Source organism: Pseudomonas sp. PAMC 25886 (assembly GCF_000242655.1).
GTDB lineage: Bacteria > Pseudomonadota > Gammaproteobacteria > Pseudomonadales > Pseudomonadaceae > Aquipseudomonas.
On record NZ_AHHC01000042.1, the window covers coordinates 55,216 to 75,035 of the forward strand.

Consider the following 19,820-nt stretch of genomic DNA (forward strand, 5'->3'; position numbering starts at 1 on the left):
AAAGGCCTTGTTACAGACCAATTCCATTTGGTGCGGATAGTTGAAAGGCTGCCGGCACCTGGGGTCGCATGAAACGTTACATCCGCTTCTCGACCGCCCTAGTTTGCTCAGGGGTGAGCAGCACCGGACATTCAGTGCGGGCGATTGTAGTTAGCTAGCGATGTATAAACCATGTCTTATCCAGAAATAATTTTTATCGTTTCCAGCAATAATCCTTCACCATTATTGCAAAGGTCCGCGATCGTATCGCGTTTGATTCTCGACAAAAACCACAAAAAATGCCGTGTTATTGGGCAGTTTGCCACATCCCCTACAGGCTGTAAGGGCATCGAAAACGGATCCAAGTGCCCTGAAAACAAGGCATTCGGACATCCGCCAATGTCGCTGACCTCACGCCATTCGCGGCGCCGGCCAGACGACGAACTGACAGCCATAAAACGCAGCTTCATGCAAATTTATGCCGCGTTTACGGGCATCAGAAACGTCCTGCGACAGCGTCCGTGTGACAACATGTCGCATGCTGCGCGCACCCAAACTTGCCCCGCGTCACGGTCCCTTCACAAAATGCCTACAAACAAAAACGCCCCGGCCTTCTTTATAGGAAGGCCGGGGCGTTGACGGGCTACCGCTTAGGCTTTGCCCTGGCGATTACGGTAGATGCCCAGCGGCACCAGGATCACCGTGAGCACAAAGGCCACCAGCGCCCACTGGGCCAGGGACAGGCCGAGGACAGGCGGGTACGGCGTCTCGCAGAAGCCGTCGACCTGGAACCCCAAGGGAAACACCGAGGCCAGCGGCAAGCCATCGACAATCGGTTGCAGCACATCGATGCCGCAGCTGACCTTCGGAAAGAACTGGATGTACACGTGATAACCGGCAGCGGCGACGCCACCGAGGGCGCTGAGGGTCACCAGCGCTTCAAACACCGTGACACTGCGGGTGGTGCGCATGGCGGCACCGATGAAGGCGAAGAGCGCGATCAGCAGCAAGGCATAACGTTGCAGGATGCACAGCGGGCATGGCGCCTCGCCCAACACCACCTGCATGTACAGCGCCCCGCCGATCAGCGCCAGGCAGATGATGCCCAGCAGTACCAGAAAGCGTCGCTCCCTGCCCAAACGCAATTCGTCGATCATCCCCGTTTCCCTTTAGCCAATTGTGGTTGTGCCAATGGCCGCAAGTTTACACGCGGACGGTGAAAGTTGAGCAGTTGGCGTGAGGAGGTTTAAACAGGGAGGGTTAACAGCGGATTAATCGGGGAAATGTTGTGAATGTACTGACGCCATCGCGGGCAAGCCCGGCTCCCACATTTGACTGAGTTGCCTAAGCAAACACTGTCCCATGTGGGAGCCGGGCTTGCCCGCGATGGGGCCGACCCGGTGTATCGATTAAATCCTATTCCAGCGCCGACGCCGGCCCAAAGAACTCATACCGGCTCTGCTGCTCCGGCACACCCAGGGCCTTCAGGTGACGCTTGATCGCCGCCATGAAGCCTTTTGGCCCCAGGAAGTACGCATCCACGTCGCGCTCCTGCGGCAACCACGCCGCCAGTTGCTCCTGGCTGAGCATGCCGACCTTGTCCGCCGCCGGGCTCACGCCATCATCCTCGGCATAGCAATAGAAGCGCTTGAGTTGCGGATGCTGCGCAGCCAGGCCGTCCACCCAGTCGCGGAACGCATGCACGCCGCCGTTACGCGCGCAGTGGATAAAGTGAATCGGACGCTCGGTGGCCAAGGCCGCTTCAAGCATCGGCAGGGTTGGCGTGATACCCACGCCGCCGCTGATCAGCACCAAGGGCTTGTCGCTGGCCGCCAGGGTGAACTCACCCGATGGCGGGAACAGGTCGATGCTCGCGCCCACCGGGAATTGGTCATGCAGGTAGTTGGACACCCGGCCACCGGCTTCGCGCTTGACGCTGATGCGGTACTGGCCCGAGTCGCCACGCGCCGACAGGGAATAGTTGCGGCGCACTTCCTCGCCATCCAATACCAGCCTCATGCCGATGTACTGACCAGGCTCGGCGGCCAGGATCGGGCCGTTATCCACGGGCGCAAAGTAAAACGAGATGATTTCCGCGCTCTCCTCCACCCGCTTGACCAGGGTGAACGCGCGCGCACCGCGCCAGCCGCCCGGCGCCTCTTCCTTCTCTTTATAGATAGCCGCTTCGGCACCGATCAGGATGTCGGCCAACTGGCCATAGGCGGCGCCCCAGGCGCTCATCACTTCCGGGGTGGCGATCTCGCTTCCCAATACTTCGGAAATCGCCCGCAGCAGGCAGGCACCCACAATCGGGTAATGCTCCGGCAGGATTTGCAGGGCCACGTGCTTGTTGATGATCTTCGCCACCAGGTCGCCCAACTGGTCCAGTTGGTCGATGTGCCGGGCGTACATCAGCACGCCATTGGCCAGGGCCCGGGGCTGATCGCCGCTGGCCTGGTGGGCCTGGTTGAACAGTGGGCGAACTTCCGGGTACTCGGACAGCATCATGCGGTAGAAATGGGTGATCAGGGCTTCGCCGCCGCTTTCCAGCAGGGGCACGGTGGATTTGACGATGGCACGGTCTTGGGCACTAAGCATGGCAGACTCCTGAGTCTTCTTACTGAATACCCTTTACTACTCAGTATTCGTGCCAACAAATAAACACTTATAAATCAACATCTTGAAAATAATATAGTCAATATGACTTCCTACACTTTATAGTCACTATGACTACAAGGAGTCATTATGACTGCGCAACCGCTGCTCACCACCCTGCTGCCCCTGGTCGCCGACCTCTCCCGCGAGCTGCCCGAAGGCGAGCGTTACCGGCGCCTGCTCCAGGCCATGCGCGCCCTGCTGCCCTGTGACGCCGCCGCCCTGCTGCGCCTCGACGGCGAATGGCTGGTACCGCTTGCGGTGGACGGCTTGAGCACCGACACCCTGGGCCGGCGCTTCAAAGTCAGCGAGCACCCGCGCTTTGGCGTGCTGCTCAGCAGCCCCGGCCCGACCCGTTTTGACAGCGACAGCGAACTGCCCGACCCCTACGACGGTCTGGTGGACGGCCTGCACGGCCATCTTGAAGTCCACGACTGCATGGGCTGCCCGCTGTTTGTCGATGACCAGCCTTGGGGCCTGCTGACCCTCGACGCCCTCGACACCGAGCGTTTCGAGCGGGTGGAACTGGACGCCCTACAAGCCTTCGCCAGCCTCGCGGCGGCGACGGTGAATGTCGCCGAGCGCATCGAACGCCTGGCCCTGCGGGCCGAAGACGAACACCAGCGGGCCGAAATCTACCGCCAGGCCAGCGGCCAGCAGCACAAGGAAATGATCGGCCAGAGCAAGACACACAAACGCCTGGTGGAAGAAATCAACCTGGTGGGCGGCAGCGACCTGACGGTACTGATCACCGGCGAGACCGGCGTGGGCAAGGAGTTGGTGGCCCAGGCGATCCACGCCGCCTCCTCCCGGGCCGAGAAACCGCTGATCAGCCTCAACTGCGCCGCGCTGCCGGAAACCCTGGTGGAAAGCGAGTTGTTCGGCCATGTGCGCGGGGCATTTACCGGCGCGCTGAATGAACGCCGGGGCAAGTTCGAACTGGCGAATGGCGGCACGCTGTTCCTGGATGAAGTGGGCGAACTGTCCCTCACCGTGCAGGCCAAGCTGTTGCGGGTGCTGCAAAGCGGCCAGTTGCAGCGCCTGGGGTCCGACAAGGAACATCAGGTGGATGTGCGCCTGATCGCCGCCACCAACCGTGATTTGGCCGAAGAAGTACGAAACGGTCGCTATCGTGCGGACTTCTACCACCGTTTGAGCGTCTATCCGCTGCAAGTGCCCGCGCTGCGGGAGCGTGGCCGCGACGTGCTGTTGCTGGCGGGTTTTTTCCTTGAGCAGAACCGCTCACGCATGGGCCTGGGCAGCCTGCGCCTGACCAGCGATGCCCAAGCGGCACTGTTGGCTTACGCCTGGCCGGGGAATGTGCGCGAGCTGGAGCACTTGATCGGCCGCAGTGCATTGAAAGCGTTGGGCAACTGCCGGGAACGGCCGAAGATTCTCAGCCTGGACGCGACAGACCTGGACTTGCCGAACGTCACTGCGCCGCAGGCCGAAGAGCAGCCGGTCGACGTGCCGGACGTCAGCGGTGACCTGCGCCTGGCCACCGAGAACTACCAGCGCCGGGTCATCAATGCCTGCCTGGAACGCCACCAGCACAACTGGGCCAGCGCCGCCCGCGAGCTGGGCCTGGACCGGGCCAACCTGGGGCGGATGGCCAAGCGATTGGGCTTGAAATAACGAACGAAAGAGATCAACTGTGGGAGCTGTCGAGCTTTAGCGAGGCTGCGATGGCATCACCGCAGTGCACCTGCAAGACCGCAGCGCCTGCATCGCAGCCTCGCTCGGGCTCGACAGCTCCCACACTAGACCTGCTTCGCCTTGTAGATTGGATTGATTGGCGCGCCAGCCTTGGGCTTGCGAAACACCAACACATTGCCCGCCATCACCAGCACCAGGCCGGCCAACGCCGGTGCGGTCCACTGATAGCCCTCGGCAAATGCCGAAACGTTCAACGCCACCACCGGGAACAGCACGGTGCAATACGCCGCCCGCTCCGGGCCCATGCGCCCGACCAGCGTCAGGTAGGCGGTAAACCCGATCACCGAACCCGGTATCACCAGGTACAGCAACGAACCGATGTAGCGACTGTTCCATTCCATATCGAACGGAATGCCCTGCACTGCGCAGTACATCGCCAGCATCGACGCGCCATAGGCCATGCCCCAGGCATTGGTGGTCAGCGGCTTGAGGCCGGCCTTCTGTTGCAGGCTCGACAGCAGGTTGCCCGCCGAGAAACACATCGTGCCGAGCAACGCCAAACCCAGGCCGAGCAGGGTTTGCGGGCTGGCGGTGTGGCCCACCAGCTCCGGCCAGAACAACAGCCCCAGGCCGAGCAAGCCAAGGCCGCCGCCCATCAACACATTGCGCGCGACTTTCTGGCCGAAAAACACCCGGGCGTTCAGCGCGTTCCACAAGGTGGCCGTGGAGAACACCACCGCCACCAGGCCGCTGGGGATCCATTGGCTGGCGGTGAGGAAGCACATGAAGTTGACGCAAAACAGGCACAAACCCTGAGCCAGGCAGATCAAGTGCCCGCGGCGGTTCATCACCTGCAGTTTGCGGCTGAGCAGCAACATCACGAACAGCACCAGCGCCGCCAGGCCAAAGCGATAGACGATGGACACCGGAATCGCCACCACGCCCAGCTGCCATTTGAGGGCAATCCAGGTGGTGCCCCAGATCAGCACGGTGAGTAAATACAGGAATAGGTTCATGGCGGGCTCCTTGGGGTTGAGCCACAGTTTCGCCCCGGACGGCACCCAGCCTCTTGCAGATTCTTGCGCTTTTGTCGGCTGCCGGGATCACAGCCGCCGTCGCTGGGAGTAGGATGCAAGCCGTCAGAGAGTACGAATATGCCGCCACTGGAAACCCTGCAAGTCTTTCAATCCCTCAACCGCTCGCCCAACGCTCGCCTTGAGCTGTGCGCCGAGCTCGGTGACGGCTTGTCTGCAGCCTTGTGGAGCAACCATCACGACGCCCAGGATTACGAAGCCCCTGACCACCACACCCTGTCCTGCTACATCGGCGGCGGCACCGGCACCTTTCGCCGCGACCAGCCCGGCACCAAGGGCGGCCCGGACAAGCTGTGCATCCTGCCGGCCGATCATCAGTCGGCCTGGGTGATCAACGGCGAGATCCGTCTGGCCCACGTGTATTTCAGCCCAGAGCAATTTGCCCTGGGCTGCGTGACATTGCTGGACCGCGAGCCGCGCGAGTTGCTGTTGCGTGAAAGCACGTTCCTCGACGATGCCCAACAAGCCCGGCGTTTTCACCAACTGATCAGCCTGAACTGGAAAGAACCCGGCGAACGCTTGCTCACCAGCAGCCTGGCCCATGAAATGCTCAGCCATACCCTGCTCAGCCAGGTGGGAATGCGTGAGGGCCTGCGCTTGAAGGGCGGGCTCGCCGCCCACCAGCGCCGGCAATTGGTGGAGTACATCGACCAGCAACTGGCCGAGCCGGTCAGCCTGGGGCAGTTGGCGGGGTTGTGTGCGTTGTCGGAGTACCACTTTGCGCGGATGTTCCGCGAGAGCTTTGGCCTGCCGCCCCACCAGTACCTGCTGGCGCGGCGACTGGCCCGCGCCCGGGAGCTGTTGCGGGGCGGGTCGTTGCCCCTGGGCGAGATCGCCCTGGCGTGCGGGTTTTCCAGTGCCAGCCACTTTACCAACCGGTTCCGCCAGGCAATGGGCGCGACGCCCGGGGAGTACCGGCAGGCGTTTCTGCCTTGAAATGCAATCTGCCTAATGGCTCAGGTCCAATGTGGGAGCGGGCTTGCTGTGGTGAGCGGGCTTGCCCCGCGCTGGGCTGCGAAGCAGCCCCATCAATCTGTGGTGAACCCGACGGGGGACAAGCCCCCTCACCACAGCAAGCCCGCTCCCACAGTTGATCTTCAGCGTTCGTTAGTCCGTGCTGTTGGCCAATACCGTGGCCAGGCGGTTCTCCAATGCCTTGACCCGCGCCCCTTCGACCACGTAATTGTTGGTCACCACCGCGAACACCAACTTACGCCCATTGGCATCGGTGACATAACCGGTCAACGACGACACACCACTCATGGAGCCGGTCTTGCCGTGCAGGTTGTTCTCGGCGGCAGTGCCCCGCAGGCGATAGCGCAGGCTGCCACCCGCCAGGCGCTCCGGATTGCCGGCAATCGGCAACGCGTTGTACCAAGCGTTGAACCAGGGCTGTTTGCTGGCGGCCAGCAGCAGGTCCGTCAGGTTTTGCGACGACACCAGATTGCGTCGCGACAGCCCTGAACCGTCCACCTGGCTCAAGGTTGAAGCATCAACCCCCTGACGCTTGAGGAACCCTGCCACCGCCGCCACACCCGCCTGGGCCGTCCCGGCATTGGCCGTCTTGCGGCCCATGGTCTTGAGCAACGCTTCAGACATGTTGTTGTTGGACAGCTTGAGCAGTGGCGTGATCAATGCCTGCAACGGCGCCGACTCGTGCATCGCCAGCACCGTCGCCGTGGTCGGCGTGACACCGCCGATAACACGACGCCCCAGCACGCTAATCCCTTGCTCCGCCAACGCCTGCCCGAACAGGTTCGCCACCAGTTGCGTCGGCTCCCACACACTGACCAGTTGCGGGCTCTGTTTGCCAGGCGCCAGCGCGCCACTGAGGCGCAACAGGTTAGTGCCGTGCTGGCGGTTGATCCCGTAGCTATTGCCCGCCCCACTGACCGCACGGTTGCTGATCTGCACGTAATCGGTGGCCGGGAAGAGATCCACCGTCACCGGGCGCCCCGCCGCCACCGGCGCCCTGGCCGTGACCAATAGGGAGCCCGCATCAAAATCCGTATTAGGCGACACCGTCAGCGCCGAGATCTGCGCGCCGTAGTAGGTGCTTTCGTCGTCCTGGGACCAGTCGACACCCAGGCGCTCGGCGTCAAAAAAGCTGTCATCGAACACCAGGTCGCCTTGCACCTGCCTGATGCCCTGCTGCGCCAGGCTGGCGGCCAACGCCTGGTAATCCGCCCACTGGACCGTCGGGTCGCCTTGGCCGCGCAGGTACAGATTGCCGTTAAGCACCGCACCCTGGCGCAGGCCATCGCCCAACAGTTGGGTGGAAAACCGATACTGCGGCCCCAACACATCCATCGCCGCCGAGGTGGTCAGCAGCTTGAGGCTGGAGGCCGGAGTCAGCCGCGTGCGCGGGTTGTGTTGGTAGAGCGTGCTGCCACTGCGGGCATCACGCACCATCAACGACACGCTGGCACCGTGCAGTGCCGGGTCGGCCAGCAACTGGTCGAGGCTGGCGCTGGTGGAAGTGTTCGGTGCCGTAGCGCAACCGCCCAGCAACAAGCTCAAGCCCAGCAGCAGCCCGCTGGCGTGTGTCCATCGTCCCAACTGCATCGGTCTTGTGTTCCCGCAAAGTCATTAAAGGCGGCAACGCTAGCAGCTCGACAACTTTATGGCGAGGTAACCCGCTACATCGCCATAAGGTGTCACCGAATTTAGAAGGTCAGGGTGCTGGACACCGACACCTGCCGCGCATCGCCAATGGACACGAACTGGGTGTTCACGGCAGAGGTGTAATAGGTGCGGTCAAACAGGTTCTTCACGTTGAGCTGGAACTTGACCTTCTGCCCATCGACCTTGGTGTCATACGTGGCAAACGCATCGGCCACGGTATAACCCGGCAGGTCGAAACTGTTGGCCGCATCGCCCGAGCGTTCGCCCACATAACGCGCACCGGCGCCCACCCGCAGTTGGTCACCCCCGAGGATGCTGCCGAAGTCATACACCGCCGACAGCGAGCCGGTGTTTTTCGCGACGTTTTGCAGGCGGTTGCCCTTCAGCTCCGGGTCTTCGGTGACGACCGCGTCGGTGTAGGCATAGCTGCCGATCACGCTCCACTTGTCCGTCAGCTGACCGCTGGCGTCCAGTTCCAGGCCACGGGAGCGCACCTTGCCGGCGACGCTGTAGACCGAGGTCAGGCCATCGCCCACCTGGACCAGCACGTTACGTTTTTCGATGTTGAACAACGCTGCGCTCGCGGTGATGCGACCCGGCATGTCGAGCTTGGTCCCCAGCTCCCAGGACTTCGACTGTTCCGGCTCGAGGCTGCCGTCCAGGATCGTTTTGTTGGCGAGCGGCGCGATGGTGGAGTTGGGTTTGAACGACTCGGTGTAGCTGCCGTAGAACGACAGCTCGTCGGTGTAGCGGTACACCAGGCCAACGCGGGGGACCCATTTCTGGCCATTGCCGTCGGTGTTGGCGGTGAACGGGACGCCCTTGCCGGCGTATTGGTCGTACATCTGATAGCGCGCGCCGCCCACCAGGATCCATTGATCGGTGAGGTGGATCGCGTCCTGCATAAACAGCGAGTCGCTGCGCAGCAGGTCGGTCTGGTTGCTGTCCGGCGCGCTGACGGTGGTGCCCGCCACTTCATTGCCATAGACCGGATCGTTGTAGTTGAACGTGCCGCGGGGCGACTGGCGGATCAGGTCGGCCCGGTAGATCTTGCGGTACTCGTCATCCAGGCCGAAGGTCAGGTCGTGCTGCATACCGGCGACGTTCACCTTGCCTTCAAGGCTGGCGGTGGCGAAGCGGTCCGTGGTCAGCGCGCCCTGGGTGCCGTCCATGCTGCGGGTCAGGGTGCCGTTGGTGTTGACCTTGACCACACGCACCTGACTGGCGTCGTAGGTCTCGCGGTTCCAGCTGTAGCCGAAGTGGGCTTTCCAGTCGTCGTTCAGGTCGTGGTCGGCTTCGAAGCGGTACAGGTCGGAGCGGCCTTCCATGTTGTTGAAGGGCTCATCGAGACGGCGAGTCGACGGGATATTCAGCGGGTGGTTGGTCTTGGGGTCGATGGCGGTGCCCCGGTCGAACGGCGAGAGAAACTCCCGATGCTCATAGGCAAATAACAGCTTGGTGCTGTCGCCATACCAGGCCAGCGACGGGGCAATCAGGCTTTCGCGGTGAGTGCCGTAGTTGCGCCAGTAGTCTTCGTCTTCATGGTCGACGATCAGGCGGTAAGCCAACCCGCTGTCACCGATGGGGCCGGTGGTGTCGAGGTTGCCGCCGCTGCCGTTCTTGCCGTCACCAAAGGTCGAACCGCGCACGGTCAGGGAGGTGGATTGGACCAATTCCGGTTTCTTGCTGACGATATTCACCACGCCGCCCGGGTCCTGAATGCCGTACAGCAACGACGAAGGGCCCTTGAGCACTTCGACGCGCTCGGCGGTGGAGTTCAGCGCGCGGCCCTGCACCAGGGGCATGCCGTCCTGCATGATCGAGCCGTTACGGTTATCACCAAAACCGCGCAACATCACCGCATCCTGAGTGCTGCCCAAGGTGTTGGCCTGGGTGATGCCGCTGATGTTGGTCAGGGCGTCGTCGAGGTTGCGCGGCTGTTGATCGCGCATCACCTGGGCCGGCACCACGTTGACGGTTTGTGGGGTTTCCAGCAGCAGACCGTGGGAACGCATCACCGAACTGGTAGGCGGCGGCTGATAGCTGGTGGTATCCGAGGCCAGGGCGGCGCCGTTGATGGTCGTAGCGCCGAGGTTCAGCGCGCCGTCGGTCGGCAGCGGCTCCAGGGCCAGGGTGCGGGCGTCGATCTGGCGGAAGGTGAAGCCGGAATTGCCCAGCAGGCGCTGCATGGCCTGGGTCGCGCTCATCTGCCCGGTAATGGCCGGGGCCTTGATCGCGTAGGGCGCTTCGTCGGTGTAGACCACGCTGATGCCGGTCACCCGAGTGAAATCACTCAAGGCCTGGGGCAGCGGCTTGGCGGCCAGGGCAAAGTTGAACAGCGTGCTCTGTTGCTGCGCCTCAGCCGCCTGCGCCACGCCCAGGGGCAGCAGCGCCAGCCCCGAAACCGCCAATACCGAGGCTCCCAGCCACTGTTTAACCGAACCCGCCGACGTTGCCCTGGACTTCATGCTTGAGAACCCGTGTGTAAAAAGCGCTGTTAATGCGAATTAATCGCAGTTTCAAGCACTACACGGATGGCCGACAGGTTTACCTCACACCGATTTGAAAATAATTTCAGTCATACCGGTTGGATCCGAAATCCGAAGCGTGGAAAGTGCACATGCACGGTGCCGCCACGTTCGTCGGTGCGCCGCACAATCAGCTGTTCACGGCCGGTGAACAGCAACTCGCCGGCCACTGGATCGACGCCATAATCGGTAGCACTGATGGTCACCTGCTGGCCGGGCTTGAAGCCGTTCGGGTCTTCGAAGATTTCTTCCGGCAAGTTGGCTGGCGTGGCATTACGCGCGACGTCCAGGGCTTGTTCGGCGGTCATCTGGCTAGAGGTGCCATGGCCGAAACCCAGCACCCGGGCCAACCAGGCGGCCACGGCGGGATAGGTTTCCACCAGCGGCGACGTCACCGGCGAGCCCATGAGGAACCACAACGGATGCGCCAGGGCAAAGTCGGCAATCGACGGCTCGCCGAACAGGAAGTCGCCCTGCTGATGCTGTAACTGTTGATTGATACGGCCGATGATCACCGGCCATTGGTGTGTGGCCTGGTCCAGTTGCACACGGGTGGCGGTGCCACCGCTGAACAACTTGCTGCGGTCGGCCACCAGCACCTGGATCATTTCCGGCGGTACCTTGGCGAACTTCACCGCCAGGGACTCCGGCTGGAACACCAGGCTCACCGCATGGGAGAACACCGTCGAATCGGCCCAGGCGGCGAAGCCCTGGCTGACCAGTTCGAGGCCTTGGGGAAACAGCGCCGGCGCGGCCTTTTCCTGCTCCAGGCGGCGGGCGATCAGCGCGGTGTCGCAGTAGATATCGGCGCCGACCTGCAGCACCGGGGTCTTGCGATAACCGCCAGTGAGGGCGGTCAAGTCAGGCTTGGGCATCACCGGTGAGATATGCACCGAGCGCCAGGACAGGCCTTTGAAGCCCAGCAACAGGCGGGCTTTTTCAGCAAACGGGGATTGCGGGTAGTGGTGGAGGATCAACTCAGACATGCCAGGCTCCGCTCAATGTGTGAGCGTCCAGCTTAGCCTGCAAACCCGGCAAAGGCGCGCATGGGAACCTATCAGTCAAATTGATGGACCGATCGCCGCCAGGCACTCCTTGGCGCTTTTCTTCAATTTCTTGATCAGCCGTTCCTGGCGCAACGCCTCGGCCTTGCTGGCACAGGCTTCGGTGTACACCAGCGCCACGGCGGGGCTTGAGAGAAAAAACCGTGCACCCTTGCCGCTCTGGTGAGTGGCAAAGCGGCGCACCGGGTCATTGCTGATGCCGCAATAGAGCGAGCCATTGGCGGCACGCACCAGGTACACAAACCACGGCTTGGCTTCAGAGGGAGTGGTCACGGATCAATTCGGCAAACCAAAGGAACGCCAATCTTATCAACGACTGGCCTGGAACGCCTTCAAGCCTTTCAGCGCCTGCGCCCGCACGGCGTTTTTCACCAGCGGCGTCCAGCCCAGCAACAGGCCTTTGGTGCCCAAGGCCTGACGCGACCAACGCCACAGGTCGAAGTGGTCGTGATGCTCGCAGATCTTGCCATCACGAAACACAAAACGCGCCCGGATGTCGTTGACCACGGTGTTGCCCGTCGCACTGAACAGGTAAGTCGCCACCCAGTGCGCGCTGCCGGTGATTTCGTCACTGCGCACGCTGTCGAAGGTCAGGGAAAAGTCCTTGGCGCGGGTGGTGAGCATGCGCCACATGTCGCCCGCATCCCGGCCACGCAGCTCGCCGAACGCCGGGTCGCTGAACACCACGTCGTCGGTGTAGCAAGCGCTCATGGCCTCGGCATCCAGGCGCTGGAAGGCACTGTAGAACTCGGTGATCAAAGCGTTATGGGCGTCGCTCATGGGCAGGTTCCGCAAAAGGGGTTGGATGGCCGGTACGATAATCCCCAACGCCCGGGAACACTACTGGCATCAACGCCAGGAATACCCCGTCCCACTCATTCAGGGAACCATTCCGCTGCTGCGAGCATAGGCGAACAAATCCACATCGGTGGAGATACACAGGCGGTTCATGGCGGTGCTTTTCTGTTTGCTGATGGTGGAAATGCTGCGGTTGACCCGTGCGGCAATCTGGCTGACGGTCATGCCGCTGGCCAACATGCGCACCACTTCCCGCTCCTTGCCGGACAGTTGCGGCGGCTGCAACTGGTCGCCGGTCCCGGCCTCGACCAACTGCACCCGCAGGCATTCGCTGACAAACGTCTTGCCCTCGCTCACCGCCTTGATCGCCGAAGGCAACTCTTTGGCTGAGGCGTTCTTCGCGACGATGGCCCTGGCGCCCTGGGCGAACGAGGCACGCAAGGTGGCGATATTGGCAAACATCGTCACCAGGATCACCGGCAACCCGGGGTACTGGCGTTGCAACAACCCCAGCAGAACATAGCCATCCGCCTGCTGATTTCCGGGCATGGCAAAGTCCGTTACCAGGATATCGCAGGGGGTGGAAGCCAACACGCTGAGCAACTCATCAGGACCGTTGGCCTCACCCACCACCTTGCACCTGCCGTCCGCTTCGATCACTACCTTTTGTCCAATACGAACAATGGGATGATCGTCAGCAATAATTACGCGAAGCATAGAAACCCACGAATGATGGCAAATTGATTGGCGCAAAATACCCCCGTCCGCAGCGGGCAACAACCGCCTGTTCGAGACTGGTTTTCACTTGGGTCCCGTGTTTTTAAGTGATCGACTTTTAGCTTACAAAACAAAAGGAAAACACCTACAAAACATACCTACCCACAACCTGAGTAAATCCTACAAAACCCTTTGCCGATGTCATAAATCTGCCAAATACCGCAGATAAACGATCAGTTCTTTTTCAAACCGTTGCAGGTCACGCCGGTTGACCAGAACCCCGTGATCACGCACGCGGTCGATCAGGTGCCCCGCGCGAGTGTCCAGGCCCGTGCCGCCCAGGAACGCCAGGCTGCCCGCCAGTCGATGCAGGCATTCGAGCGTGCCTTGCCGGTCTTGCTTGCGGAAGGCGCACACCAGGCTCGCATAATCCGAATCGGCCTCCCGCAGCAGGCTGCCCAACATCAGGTCCACCACCTGCCCGTCTCCAAACATCTCGATCAGCCCGGCACGGGTTGGCCAGTTTTTTTGTGGGGCCTCGCTGAACGGGTGGCGTACCTCCCCCGGCCTCTGCGGCAACCAGCGTTCCAGCACTTCACGCAACCGCTCCTGGGACAGCGGCTTGAGCAGCCAGTCATCCATTCCGGCCTCAAGGCAGCGCCGAGCATCGTCCGGCCCCAGCTTTCCGGTGAGAGCGATCACGGGGATACGCTCGCGGCCATCGGCACGCTCACGATGGCGTATCTCACGGGTCATGCTGTAGCCGTCCATCACCGGCATCCGGCAATCGCTGATCACCAGATCAAAACGCCTGTGGGCCATGGTGCTTAACGCGGCTTGCCCATTCTCGACCAGTACATGGGCCAGTTCGAACTTCTGCAAAAACCAGCCCATCAAGGCGCGGTAGGTCTGATGGTCGTCGACGACCAGGACACTCAGGAGCCGCCAGTGAGCAGGAGGGCTACGCCATGTCGGCATTTGCCGGTTCGGGCCGTCGCCTGCAAAAACGCTTGGCATCATGGCCACCTCGGTATCAACGCAGAGGGCCAGCGTCTTTGTTTGCCACGGGCCTATCTTCAAGAGAGGGGCATTCCCGGCAGCGGTCAACAACCACCCACACGACACCCATTTAAAAAACAACCTATCCAAATGAGCGTGTTCGTGGCGATACAAGAACTACGAAAAGACAGGTTTTCCTACACCCACAATTGCCTATTCCGACTTGATCCAGAGCACGTAGAGGGACACGGCGGATTCTCGTAATTGTTGTATTTCCCCTCCCCGACCCGCCCGCTAAATTGCGCCCCACCCCGATTGGGGCAACGGTCACGCTTGACCCTCGCCGCCAGCCCGCAAGGTGAAGAAGACCTCACCGGCCAACGGCGGCCCCTCACAAAGGTTTAACCACATGAAGCGACTTGTTCCGGCAGTCCTCGCCTCGGTACTGACATCGTCGGTCTGGGCTGCCAGCACTACCGATCTGAACGTCCGGGGCAGGATCACCCCCAGCTCCTGCAACCCCACGCTTTCTGGTGGAGGAGCGGTTGATCTGGGCAAGATTTCGGCCGCCGAGCTGAAGCCCGATCAGCACACCGCGTTGCCGACACGCGCGATGAGCTTGAGCGTGCGCTGTGAAGGCTCGACGTTCTTTGCCATGAACATGATTGATAACCGCTCGGGCACCTCCTTCGTCGAAAGTCTGCACGGCCTGGGCATGACCAGCACCAACCAGAAGGTAGGGGGTGTGGCGTTCGGGCTTTCCAACGCGGTGGCCGACAGCGCGCCGGTACGCCCGATTTTCTCAACCAATGGCGGGGCCACCTGGGTCCCGGCGTCTTATGTAGGGCACGCCGCCCTCACCTCCGTTGCGGCCGTAGGCGGTGCGGACACGCCCCTCGCCCTGCAAAACCTGGATGCGGAGCTGCGCGTCTACTCCAACATCGCACCGGCCGACGGCTTGACCCTGATCGATCAGGAGTCCATCGACGGCCACGTCACGCTGCAATTGAAGTACCTCTGATCCCCCCCTCCCCACCTCCCCCTTTAGACAAAGGAAATTTTTACCGTGAACACGCTACTCAAAACCGTTGCCAGCACCCTGTTGATCGCCTGCGCTCCTGCCACATTTGCGGCGTCCACTGTGGACTTGACGGTGACCGGCCTGATTACCCCCAACTCCTGCACGCCGACGTTGTCCGGTGGCGGCCAGGTCGATTACGGCAAGATCTCGGCGAAAGATCTCAAGACCAACAATCCCACTCACCTCGGTTCACAAACCCTGCAGATGACCGTGAACTGCGATGCGCCAATTCAGTTCGCCTTGAACGCCATCGACAATCGTCCGGGCACTGCGGCGTTCAGCAATCGATACGGCCTGGGTCTGATCAACGGCAGTCAGCCGTTTGGGGGGTACAGCATGATGCTGCGTAGCCCCGTGGCCGATACCGTAGCGGTTCAACCGATTGCCTCCTACGACAAAGGCACCACCTGGGGCGCTGAATACATCTGGGAGCCGGGGCTTTACATGTCAGTCGGCGCAATGAGCGATGACACTCAGCCGCTCCCAGTGCAAAACCTCACGGTGGACCTGCAGGTGGACACCAGCATCGCCCGCTCCGACGGTCTGGACCTGAGCAATGAAGTACTGATCGACGGTTCCGCAACACTGGAAGTGAAGTACCTGTAACCCCTGGCCCGACACTGAAAAGGAGTTCGTTTCACCATGAACAAGATGCTCAGCATCATCGTGCCGGTCCTGTTACTGGGCGCCCTTGATGCTCACGCGGCCTCGGCCGTGGATCTGGCAGTCAAGGGACTGGTTACACCGAGTTCCTGCACGCCAACGCTCACCAGCGGCGGTGTGGTCGACTACGGCAAGATGTCCGCCAAGGACCTGCGGCCCGACCGCGCTACCTCCCTGGCCAACGTCAACCTGCAACTGGCAATTGCGTGCGAGGGCAGCACGTTGCTGGCCTTGCAGGGCAACGATAACCGTGAAGGCTCGGACCACCGGGGCGACGCGATGTATTACGGTTTGGGGTTGATCAATGGCAGTGAAAAACTCGGGGCCTTTGAGCTGAGGTTTTCCTCACCCGTCGCCGACGGCATAGCGGTGCATACCATCGCTTCGCCGAACAACGGCGGCTCATGGTGGGCCGAACCCAATCTTGTTCGGGGTGACATTCTCAGTGTTGCCTATATAGGTTCTCTGGTACCGATTCCCGTGCGCAGCCTGACGGCGAATGTGCGGGTCGGTGCGGAGATCGCGCCCACCCGCCAACTGACACTGGATAACGAAGTGCCGCTGGATGGTTCGGCGACGATCACCGTCAAATACCTTTAACGTTCTCGCGACCCGCACCTCAGGCCTTGCGCCTGGGGCCGGGTCATGAATGACCTGACGAGACACGTCATGACCCCGCTATTATCAAAACCCGATGTGCGACACGTTCTGAGCCTCGGCCTGTTCAGCCTGCTATGGAGCTGTGCGGCCCTGGCCGACGGCATGGTGCCGGAAACGTCCGTGGTGATCGTCCATGAGGCAGAAGGCGAAGCCTCCGTTTCGGTGACCAACACCGACTCGCAGGTAGCCTTGCTGCACGTCACCCTGGAAAACGTGCCCGAAGACACCGAGAGCCTGCTGGTGGTCACCCCGCCGCTGGCCAGGGTGAACCCCTCTGCATCCCAACTGGTGCGCTTCATTTTGCAGAACCGGCAACCCCTGACCACTCAACGACTCAAGCGCGCGATCTTCGAAGGCATGCCCCAGGACCGGGCGCCCGCCGAGGCCGGGCATGCACGGGTTGGCGTGACCGTGCGCCAGAACCTGCCGGTGATCATTCACCCCAAGGGCCTGGCGCAAAATCGCACGCCCTGGACCGGCTTGAGCTGGTCGCTGAACAACAACGAACTCAGTGTCCTCAACGACACCCCGTATGTCGTGCGCCTGGCCCAGGAGCTGCAACTGCTGCCCGGCAAGCAGCGGGCGATGCTGCCACGCACCTACATTTTGCCCGGCGAACACCTGACGATGGGTGTCGCTGCGCAGGCCGCGAGCAGCGTGCGCCTGCAACCGGCCACGGTATACGGCTTTGCGGTCGCCGCCTATGACGCGCCGATTGCCCCTCCACTCAAGAGATCCGACGCACCATAAAAATGAAGTGACCGCGCCATGACGGTCACCACCCAACAGGCCGGGAGCCGCACGCAGCGAGGCTGCGCGCCCCCAACAATCCGAGTGTCCTTCGTGAAAACAGTATTGAAGTACCGTGACGGCGAAGCCGTGCGCGACGGTTCGCAACGCACCCTGGCGCGTACGCTCTTAAGCAGGGCCGCGCTCCCGCTGATCAACCTGCTCTGGCTTGCCCCGGCCTGGGCCGACAGCCAGGGCCAGTTCGACGCAAAGACCTTGCACCAGCGCGGCATCGATCCGGCGCTGGCCAAATTGCTGCTGGAAACACCCCGCTTCACCGCTGGCGTGCACGCCGTCAGCCTCGCTGTGAACGGCCAGCGACAAGGACGAATCAACGCACAGTTCGATGAGCACGGCAGCCTGTGTTTTGATCGCCCGCTGCTCGACGCGGCCAACCTGATCATCCCCGACGACAACCCGCGCTGCCATGATTTCATCAAGGCCTATCCGCAGACCGTGGTTGAACAAGACCCCGCCACCCTCAGCGTGGCGCTGGTGGTGCCGACCGACGCCTTGCGCCCGCGCCAGCAAGACATTTCCGGCTACCAGACCGGCGGTGTCGCCGCCCTGCTCAACTACGACATGAGTGGCGTCTACAACCGCTTCAATGACGACAGCAACCGTTTCGGCTCCGCCAACACCGAGGTCGGCTTCAATGCCGGCGACTGGATCGTGCGCAGCCGGCAGGTACAGACCTGGCAGGATGACCGCTCAAGCAGCACGCACCTGGAAGCCTATGCGCAACGCACCTTTGCCCGTCATCAGGCGGTGCTTCAGACCGGCCAGATCAACCTCTACAACCCGGTGCTGCCGGGTGCGCAGATCACCGGCGCGCAGGTGTTCACTGAACAGGCGCTGCAGGATCAGCACCAGGGCGCAACCATTGACGGCATCGCCAACAGCCCCGCCCAGGTGGAAATCCGCCAGAACGGTGCACTGATCCACTCCACCGTAGTGCCCGCCGGCCCGTTTTCCCTGACCGATGTGAGGCGCCTCAATAACCGTTCGGATGTGGAAGTCACGGTCAAGGAAACCTCGGGTGGCGAACGGCGTTATACCGTGCCGGCGGCCCTGCTCGGGATTGGCCTGCCTGCACCCGGCTATTCAATCGGGGCCGGGCGCGTACGCAACGTCGGCGACGCCGATGGCAGCGATCCCTGGGTCGTCAGCGCCGGCTGGAGTGGTGCGCTGCACCCGCGGCTGAGCCTGGGGGCCGGCACGTTAATGGCCAGTGATTATCGCTCCGCCGGGTTGAACCTCGGCTGGCTGCCGTGGGCCGATGGCCAGATCCAACTCTCCACTCAGGCCACCGACGCACGGCTGGACGAAGCCGAACGCGGGCTGCAAACCGACCTGTCCTGGACCCAGCGGCTGGGCGAGCAATGGTCGTTCACGGCAGCCAACTCCTACCGCACACCCGGGTATCGTGAACTGGAAGAAACGGTCTACCAGAACGAGCGGGAAACCCGCCGCAACACCCGCCACCGTTACCGTGACCAACAAAGCCTGGCGCTGTCCTGGACCCATCCTTGGCTGGGCGCATTCAGCGGCGGCGCTTCTCGCTCCAGCACATTTGACGGTGATGACAGCAGCCGCCTCTTCGCTTCCTGGGGCACCAACGTCAGGGGCGTGTCGATTTCCGCCAGCGGCGAACGCCAGATGGGCGGCCAGAATTATCAGGACAACGCGCTGTACTTCACGGTCAGCGTTCCATTGGGTGAGAACCGTCGCGGCCGTTCCTGGCTGCGCAACTCGGGGGGCGAGCACCGCGTCGGCGTGGGCCTGAACGAGCAGGTCAATGACCAGTTCAGCTACCGGGTTGCCGCCGAGCACGACAGCCGTGACCAGGAAGTGGAAAGCTCGCTGGGGGTTTCGTACTTGCCGCGCTACAGCCAGTTCGACTTCAACTACACCCGCTCCAACGCAGATCAATCCAGCTACCAGGGCGGTGCCCGCGGCGGTGTAGTGGTGCATGACGGCGGCGTCACCCTGTCGCCTTACCCGGTACGCGAGACCTTCGCCGTGCTGTCGGTCGGCGACATGCCCGGCATCAAGGTCAACACCCCCAGCGGGCCGGTCTGGACCGACTGGCAAGGCCAGGCCGTGGTGCCGCAAGTGACGGCCTATGGCAGCAGCGCGGTGGAGGTGCAAACCCGCTCACTGCCTCGCAACGCCGATATCAGCAACGGCCTGGCGATGGTTTCTGCCGGACGCGGGGCGGTGGACAAACTCGACTTCGGCGTGACGATGACGCGCCGCGTGTTGCTCACCGTCAGTACGGATCAGGGCCAACCGCTGCCTCGCGGCGCATCGGTGACCGACGATCAGGGGGCGTTCGTGACGCTGGTGCAGGACAACAGCCAAGTGTTTTTGCCCAACGTGCTCGATCAACCTTCGCTGTGGGTAAACGCCCCCAGCATGAACCGCTGCCGGTTGCGCTTCAAACTCGCGGAAAAGGCTGACCCGCAGGTGTATTTCGAAACCGCCCCCGCCCGCTGCCAGACGCCTTGAG

Annotated in this window: 17 protein-coding genes; 7 read left to right on the forward strand and 10 right to left on the reverse strand. The window is 62.2% G+C overall.

Annotated elements, in window-relative coordinates; all coding sequences use genetic code 11:
* Window positions 1-629: 629 nt before the first annotated feature.
* Together MUM_RS0113130 and hmpA are read right to left on the reverse strand one after the other, a co-directional pair.
* Complete coding sequence (locus tag MUM_RS0113130) at window positions 630-1,136, reverse strand: disulfide bond formation protein B (protein WP_010170340.1); 507 nt, start codon at window positions 1,134-1,136, stop codon at window positions 630-632.
* A gap of 259 nt (window positions 1,137-1,395) precedes the next feature.
* Window positions 1,396-2,577, reverse strand: coding sequence for an NO-inducible flavohemoprotein (gene hmpA / locus MUM_RS0113135; protein WP_010170342.1), 1,182 nt, complete (start codon window positions 2,575-2,577; stop codon window positions 1,396-1,398).
* Between the two features lie 147 nt (window positions 2,578-2,724).
* Here hmpA and norR point away from each other — a divergent pair, with 147 nt between their 5' ends.
* Window positions 2,725-4,269 carry a nitric oxide reductase transcriptional regulator NorR gene (gene norR / locus MUM_RS0113140; protein ID WP_010170344.1) on the forward strand — a complete coding sequence of 515 codons (1,545 nt, stop codon included), beginning with the start codon at window positions 2,725-2,727 and terminating at the stop codon, window positions 4,267-4,269.
* Between the two features lie 125 nt (window positions 4,270-4,394).
* Here the strand turns inward: norR and MUM_RS0113145 are convergent, their stop codons facing one another.
* Window positions 4,395-5,306, reverse strand: coding sequence for a DMT family transporter (locus MUM_RS0113145; protein ID WP_010170346.1), 912 nt, complete (start codon window positions 5,304-5,306; stop codon window positions 4,395-4,397).
* Window positions 5,307-5,444: 138 nt separating this feature from the next.
* On the opposite strand from MUM_RS0113145, the gene MUM_RS0113150 reads away from it, so the two are divergent.
* A complete protein-coding gene (locus MUM_RS0113150) occupies window positions 5,445-6,320 on the forward strand; it encodes a helix-turn-helix domain-containing protein (RefSeq protein ID WP_010170348.1) in 876 nt (291 codons plus the stop codon).
* 171 nt (window positions 6,321-6,491) lie between these two features.
* On the opposite strand, the gene dacB is transcribed toward MUM_RS0113150, so the two are convergent.
* The 7 genes from dacB to MUM_RS0113185 form a co-directional block, all read right to left on the reverse strand.
* Window positions 6,492-7,949 (reverse strand): D-alanyl-D-alanine carboxypeptidase/D-alanyl-D-alanine endopeptidase, encoded by a 1,458-nt coding sequence (gene dacB / locus MUM_RS0113155; protein ID WP_010170350.1) that lies wholly within the window; start codon window positions 7,947-7,949, stop codon window positions 6,492-6,494.
* Window positions 7,950-8,050: 101 nt separating this feature from the next.
* Window positions 8,051-10,477: a TonB-dependent siderophore receptor gene (locus MUM_RS0113160; protein ID WP_050543206.1), complete on the reverse strand. Its 2,427-nt coding sequence runs from the start codon at window positions 10,475-10,477 to the stop codon at window positions 8,051-8,053.
* 110 nt (window positions 10,478-10,587) lie between these two features.
* Window positions 10,588-11,523 carry a glutathione S-transferase family protein gene (locus MUM_RS0113165; RefSeq protein WP_010170352.1) on the reverse strand — a complete coding sequence of 312 codons (936 nt, stop codon included), beginning with the start codon at window positions 11,521-11,523 and terminating at the stop codon, window positions 10,588-10,590.
* A gap of 75 nt (window positions 11,524-11,598) precedes the next feature.
* Window positions 11,599-11,874: a GIY-YIG nuclease family protein gene (locus MUM_RS0113170; RefSeq protein WP_010170353.1), complete on the reverse strand. Its 276-nt coding sequence runs from the start codon at window positions 11,872-11,874 to the stop codon at window positions 11,599-11,601.
* A 36-nt stretch (window positions 11,875-11,910) separates the two neighbouring features.
* On the reverse strand, window positions 11,911-12,381 hold the full coding sequence (locus MUM_RS0113175; RefSeq protein ID WP_010170354.1) for a nuclear transport factor 2 family protein: 471 nt from the start codon (window positions 12,379-12,381) through the stop codon (window positions 11,911-11,913).
* A 99-nt stretch (window positions 12,382-12,480) separates the two neighbouring features.
* The gene (locus MUM_RS0113180; protein WP_029615874.1) at window positions 12,481-13,116 is read right to left on the reverse strand and encodes a response regulator transcription factor; all 636 of its coding nucleotides are present in this window, start codon (window positions 13,114-13,116) and stop codon (window positions 12,481-12,483) included.
* Between the two features lie 201 nt (window positions 13,117-13,317).
* Window positions 13,318-14,133, reverse strand: a complete 816-nt coding sequence (locus tag MUM_RS0113185) for an Hpt domain-containing response regulator (RefSeq protein WP_010170356.1) — start codon at window positions 14,131-14,133, stop codon at window positions 13,318-13,320.
* Between the two features lie 391 nt (window positions 14,134-14,524).
* On the opposite strand from MUM_RS0113185, the gene MUM_RS0113190 reads away from it, so the two are divergent.
* The 5 genes from MUM_RS0113190 (at window position 14,525) to MUM_RS0113210 (ending at window position 19,819) form a co-directional block, all read left to right on the forward strand.
* Window positions 14,525-15,136: a DUF1120 domain-containing protein gene (locus MUM_RS0113190; protein ID WP_029615875.1), complete on the forward strand. Its 612-nt coding sequence runs from the start codon at window positions 14,525-14,527 to the stop codon at window positions 15,134-15,136.
* A 45-nt stretch (window positions 15,137-15,181) separates the two neighbouring features.
* Window positions 15,182-15,802 (forward strand): DUF1120 domain-containing protein, encoded by a 621-nt coding sequence (locus MUM_RS0113195; RefSeq protein ID WP_010170362.1) that lies wholly within the window; start codon window positions 15,182-15,184, stop codon window positions 15,800-15,802.
* Window positions 15,803-15,838: 36 nt separating this feature from the next.
* Window positions 15,839-16,459 (forward strand): DUF1120 domain-containing protein, encoded by a 621-nt coding sequence (locus MUM_RS0113200; RefSeq protein ID WP_010170364.1) that lies wholly within the window; start codon window positions 15,839-15,841, stop codon window positions 16,457-16,459.
* A 69-nt stretch (window positions 16,460-16,528) separates the two neighbouring features.
* A complete protein-coding gene (locus MUM_RS0113205) occupies window positions 16,529-17,269 on the forward strand; it encodes a fimbria/pilus chaperone family protein (protein WP_010170366.1) in 741 nt (246 codons plus the stop codon).
* Between the two features lie 93 nt (window positions 17,270-17,362).
* Complete coding sequence (locus tag MUM_RS0113210; RefSeq protein ID WP_029615877.1) at window positions 17,363-19,819, forward strand: fimbria/pilus outer membrane usher protein; 2,457 nt, start codon at window positions 17,363-17,365, stop codon at window positions 19,817-19,819.
* The last annotated feature ends 1 nt before the right edge of the window (window position 19,820 follow it).

Excerpts from the sequence above, each read along its gene's own strand:
- MUM_RS0113130 (WP_010170340.1), bottom strand. The coding sequence starts at position 1,136 with ATGATCGACGAATTGCGTTTGGGCAGGGAGCGACGCTTTCTGGTACTG.
- hmpA (WP_010170342.1), bottom strand. The coding sequence starts at position 2,577 with ATGCTTAGTGCCCAAGACCGTGCCATCGTCAAATCCACCGTGCCCCTG.
- norR (WP_010170344.1), top strand. The coding sequence starts at position 2,725 with ATGACTGCGCAACCGCTGCTCACCACCCTGCTGCCCCTGGTCGCCGAC.
- MUM_RS0113145 (WP_010170346.1), bottom strand. The coding sequence starts at position 5,306 with ATGAACCTATTCCTGTATTTACTCACCGTGCTGATCTGGGGCACCACC.
- MUM_RS0113150 (WP_010170348.1), top strand. The coding sequence starts at position 5,445 with ATGCCGCCACTGGAAACCCTGCAAGTCTTTCAATCCCTCAACCGCTCG.
- dacB (WP_010170350.1), bottom strand. The coding sequence starts at position 7,949 with ATGCAGTTGGGACGATGGACACACGCCAGCGGGCTGCTGCTGGGCTTG.
- MUM_RS0113160 (WP_050543206.1), bottom strand. The coding sequence starts at position 10,477 with ATGAAGTCCAGGGCAACGTCGGCGGGTTCGGTTAAACAGTGGCTGGGA.
- MUM_RS0113165 (WP_010170352.1), bottom strand. The coding sequence starts at position 11,523 with ATGTCTGAGTTGATCCTCCACCACTACCCGCAATCCCCGTTTGCTGAA.
- MUM_RS0113175 (WP_010170354.1), bottom strand. The coding sequence starts at position 12,381 with ATGAGCGACGCCCATAACGCTTTGATCACCGAGTTCTACAGTGCCTTC.
- MUM_RS0113180 (WP_029615874.1), bottom strand. The coding sequence starts at position 13,116 with ATGCTTCGCGTAATTATTGCTGACGATCATCCCATTGTTCGTATTGGA.
- MUM_RS0113185 (WP_010170356.1), bottom strand. The coding sequence starts at position 14,133 with ATGCCAAGCGTTTTTGCAGGCGACGGCCCGAACCGGCAAATGCCGACA.
- MUM_RS0113190 (WP_029615875.1), top strand. The coding sequence starts at position 14,525 with ATGAAGCGACTTGTTCCGGCAGTCCTCGCCTCGGTACTGACATCGTCG.
- MUM_RS0113200 (WP_010170364.1), top strand. The coding sequence starts at position 15,839 with ATGAACAAGATGCTCAGCATCATCGTGCCGGTCCTGTTACTGGGCGCC.
- MUM_RS0113205 (WP_010170366.1), top strand. The coding sequence starts at position 16,529 with ATGACCCCGCTATTATCAAAACCCGATGTGCGACACGTTCTGAGCCTC.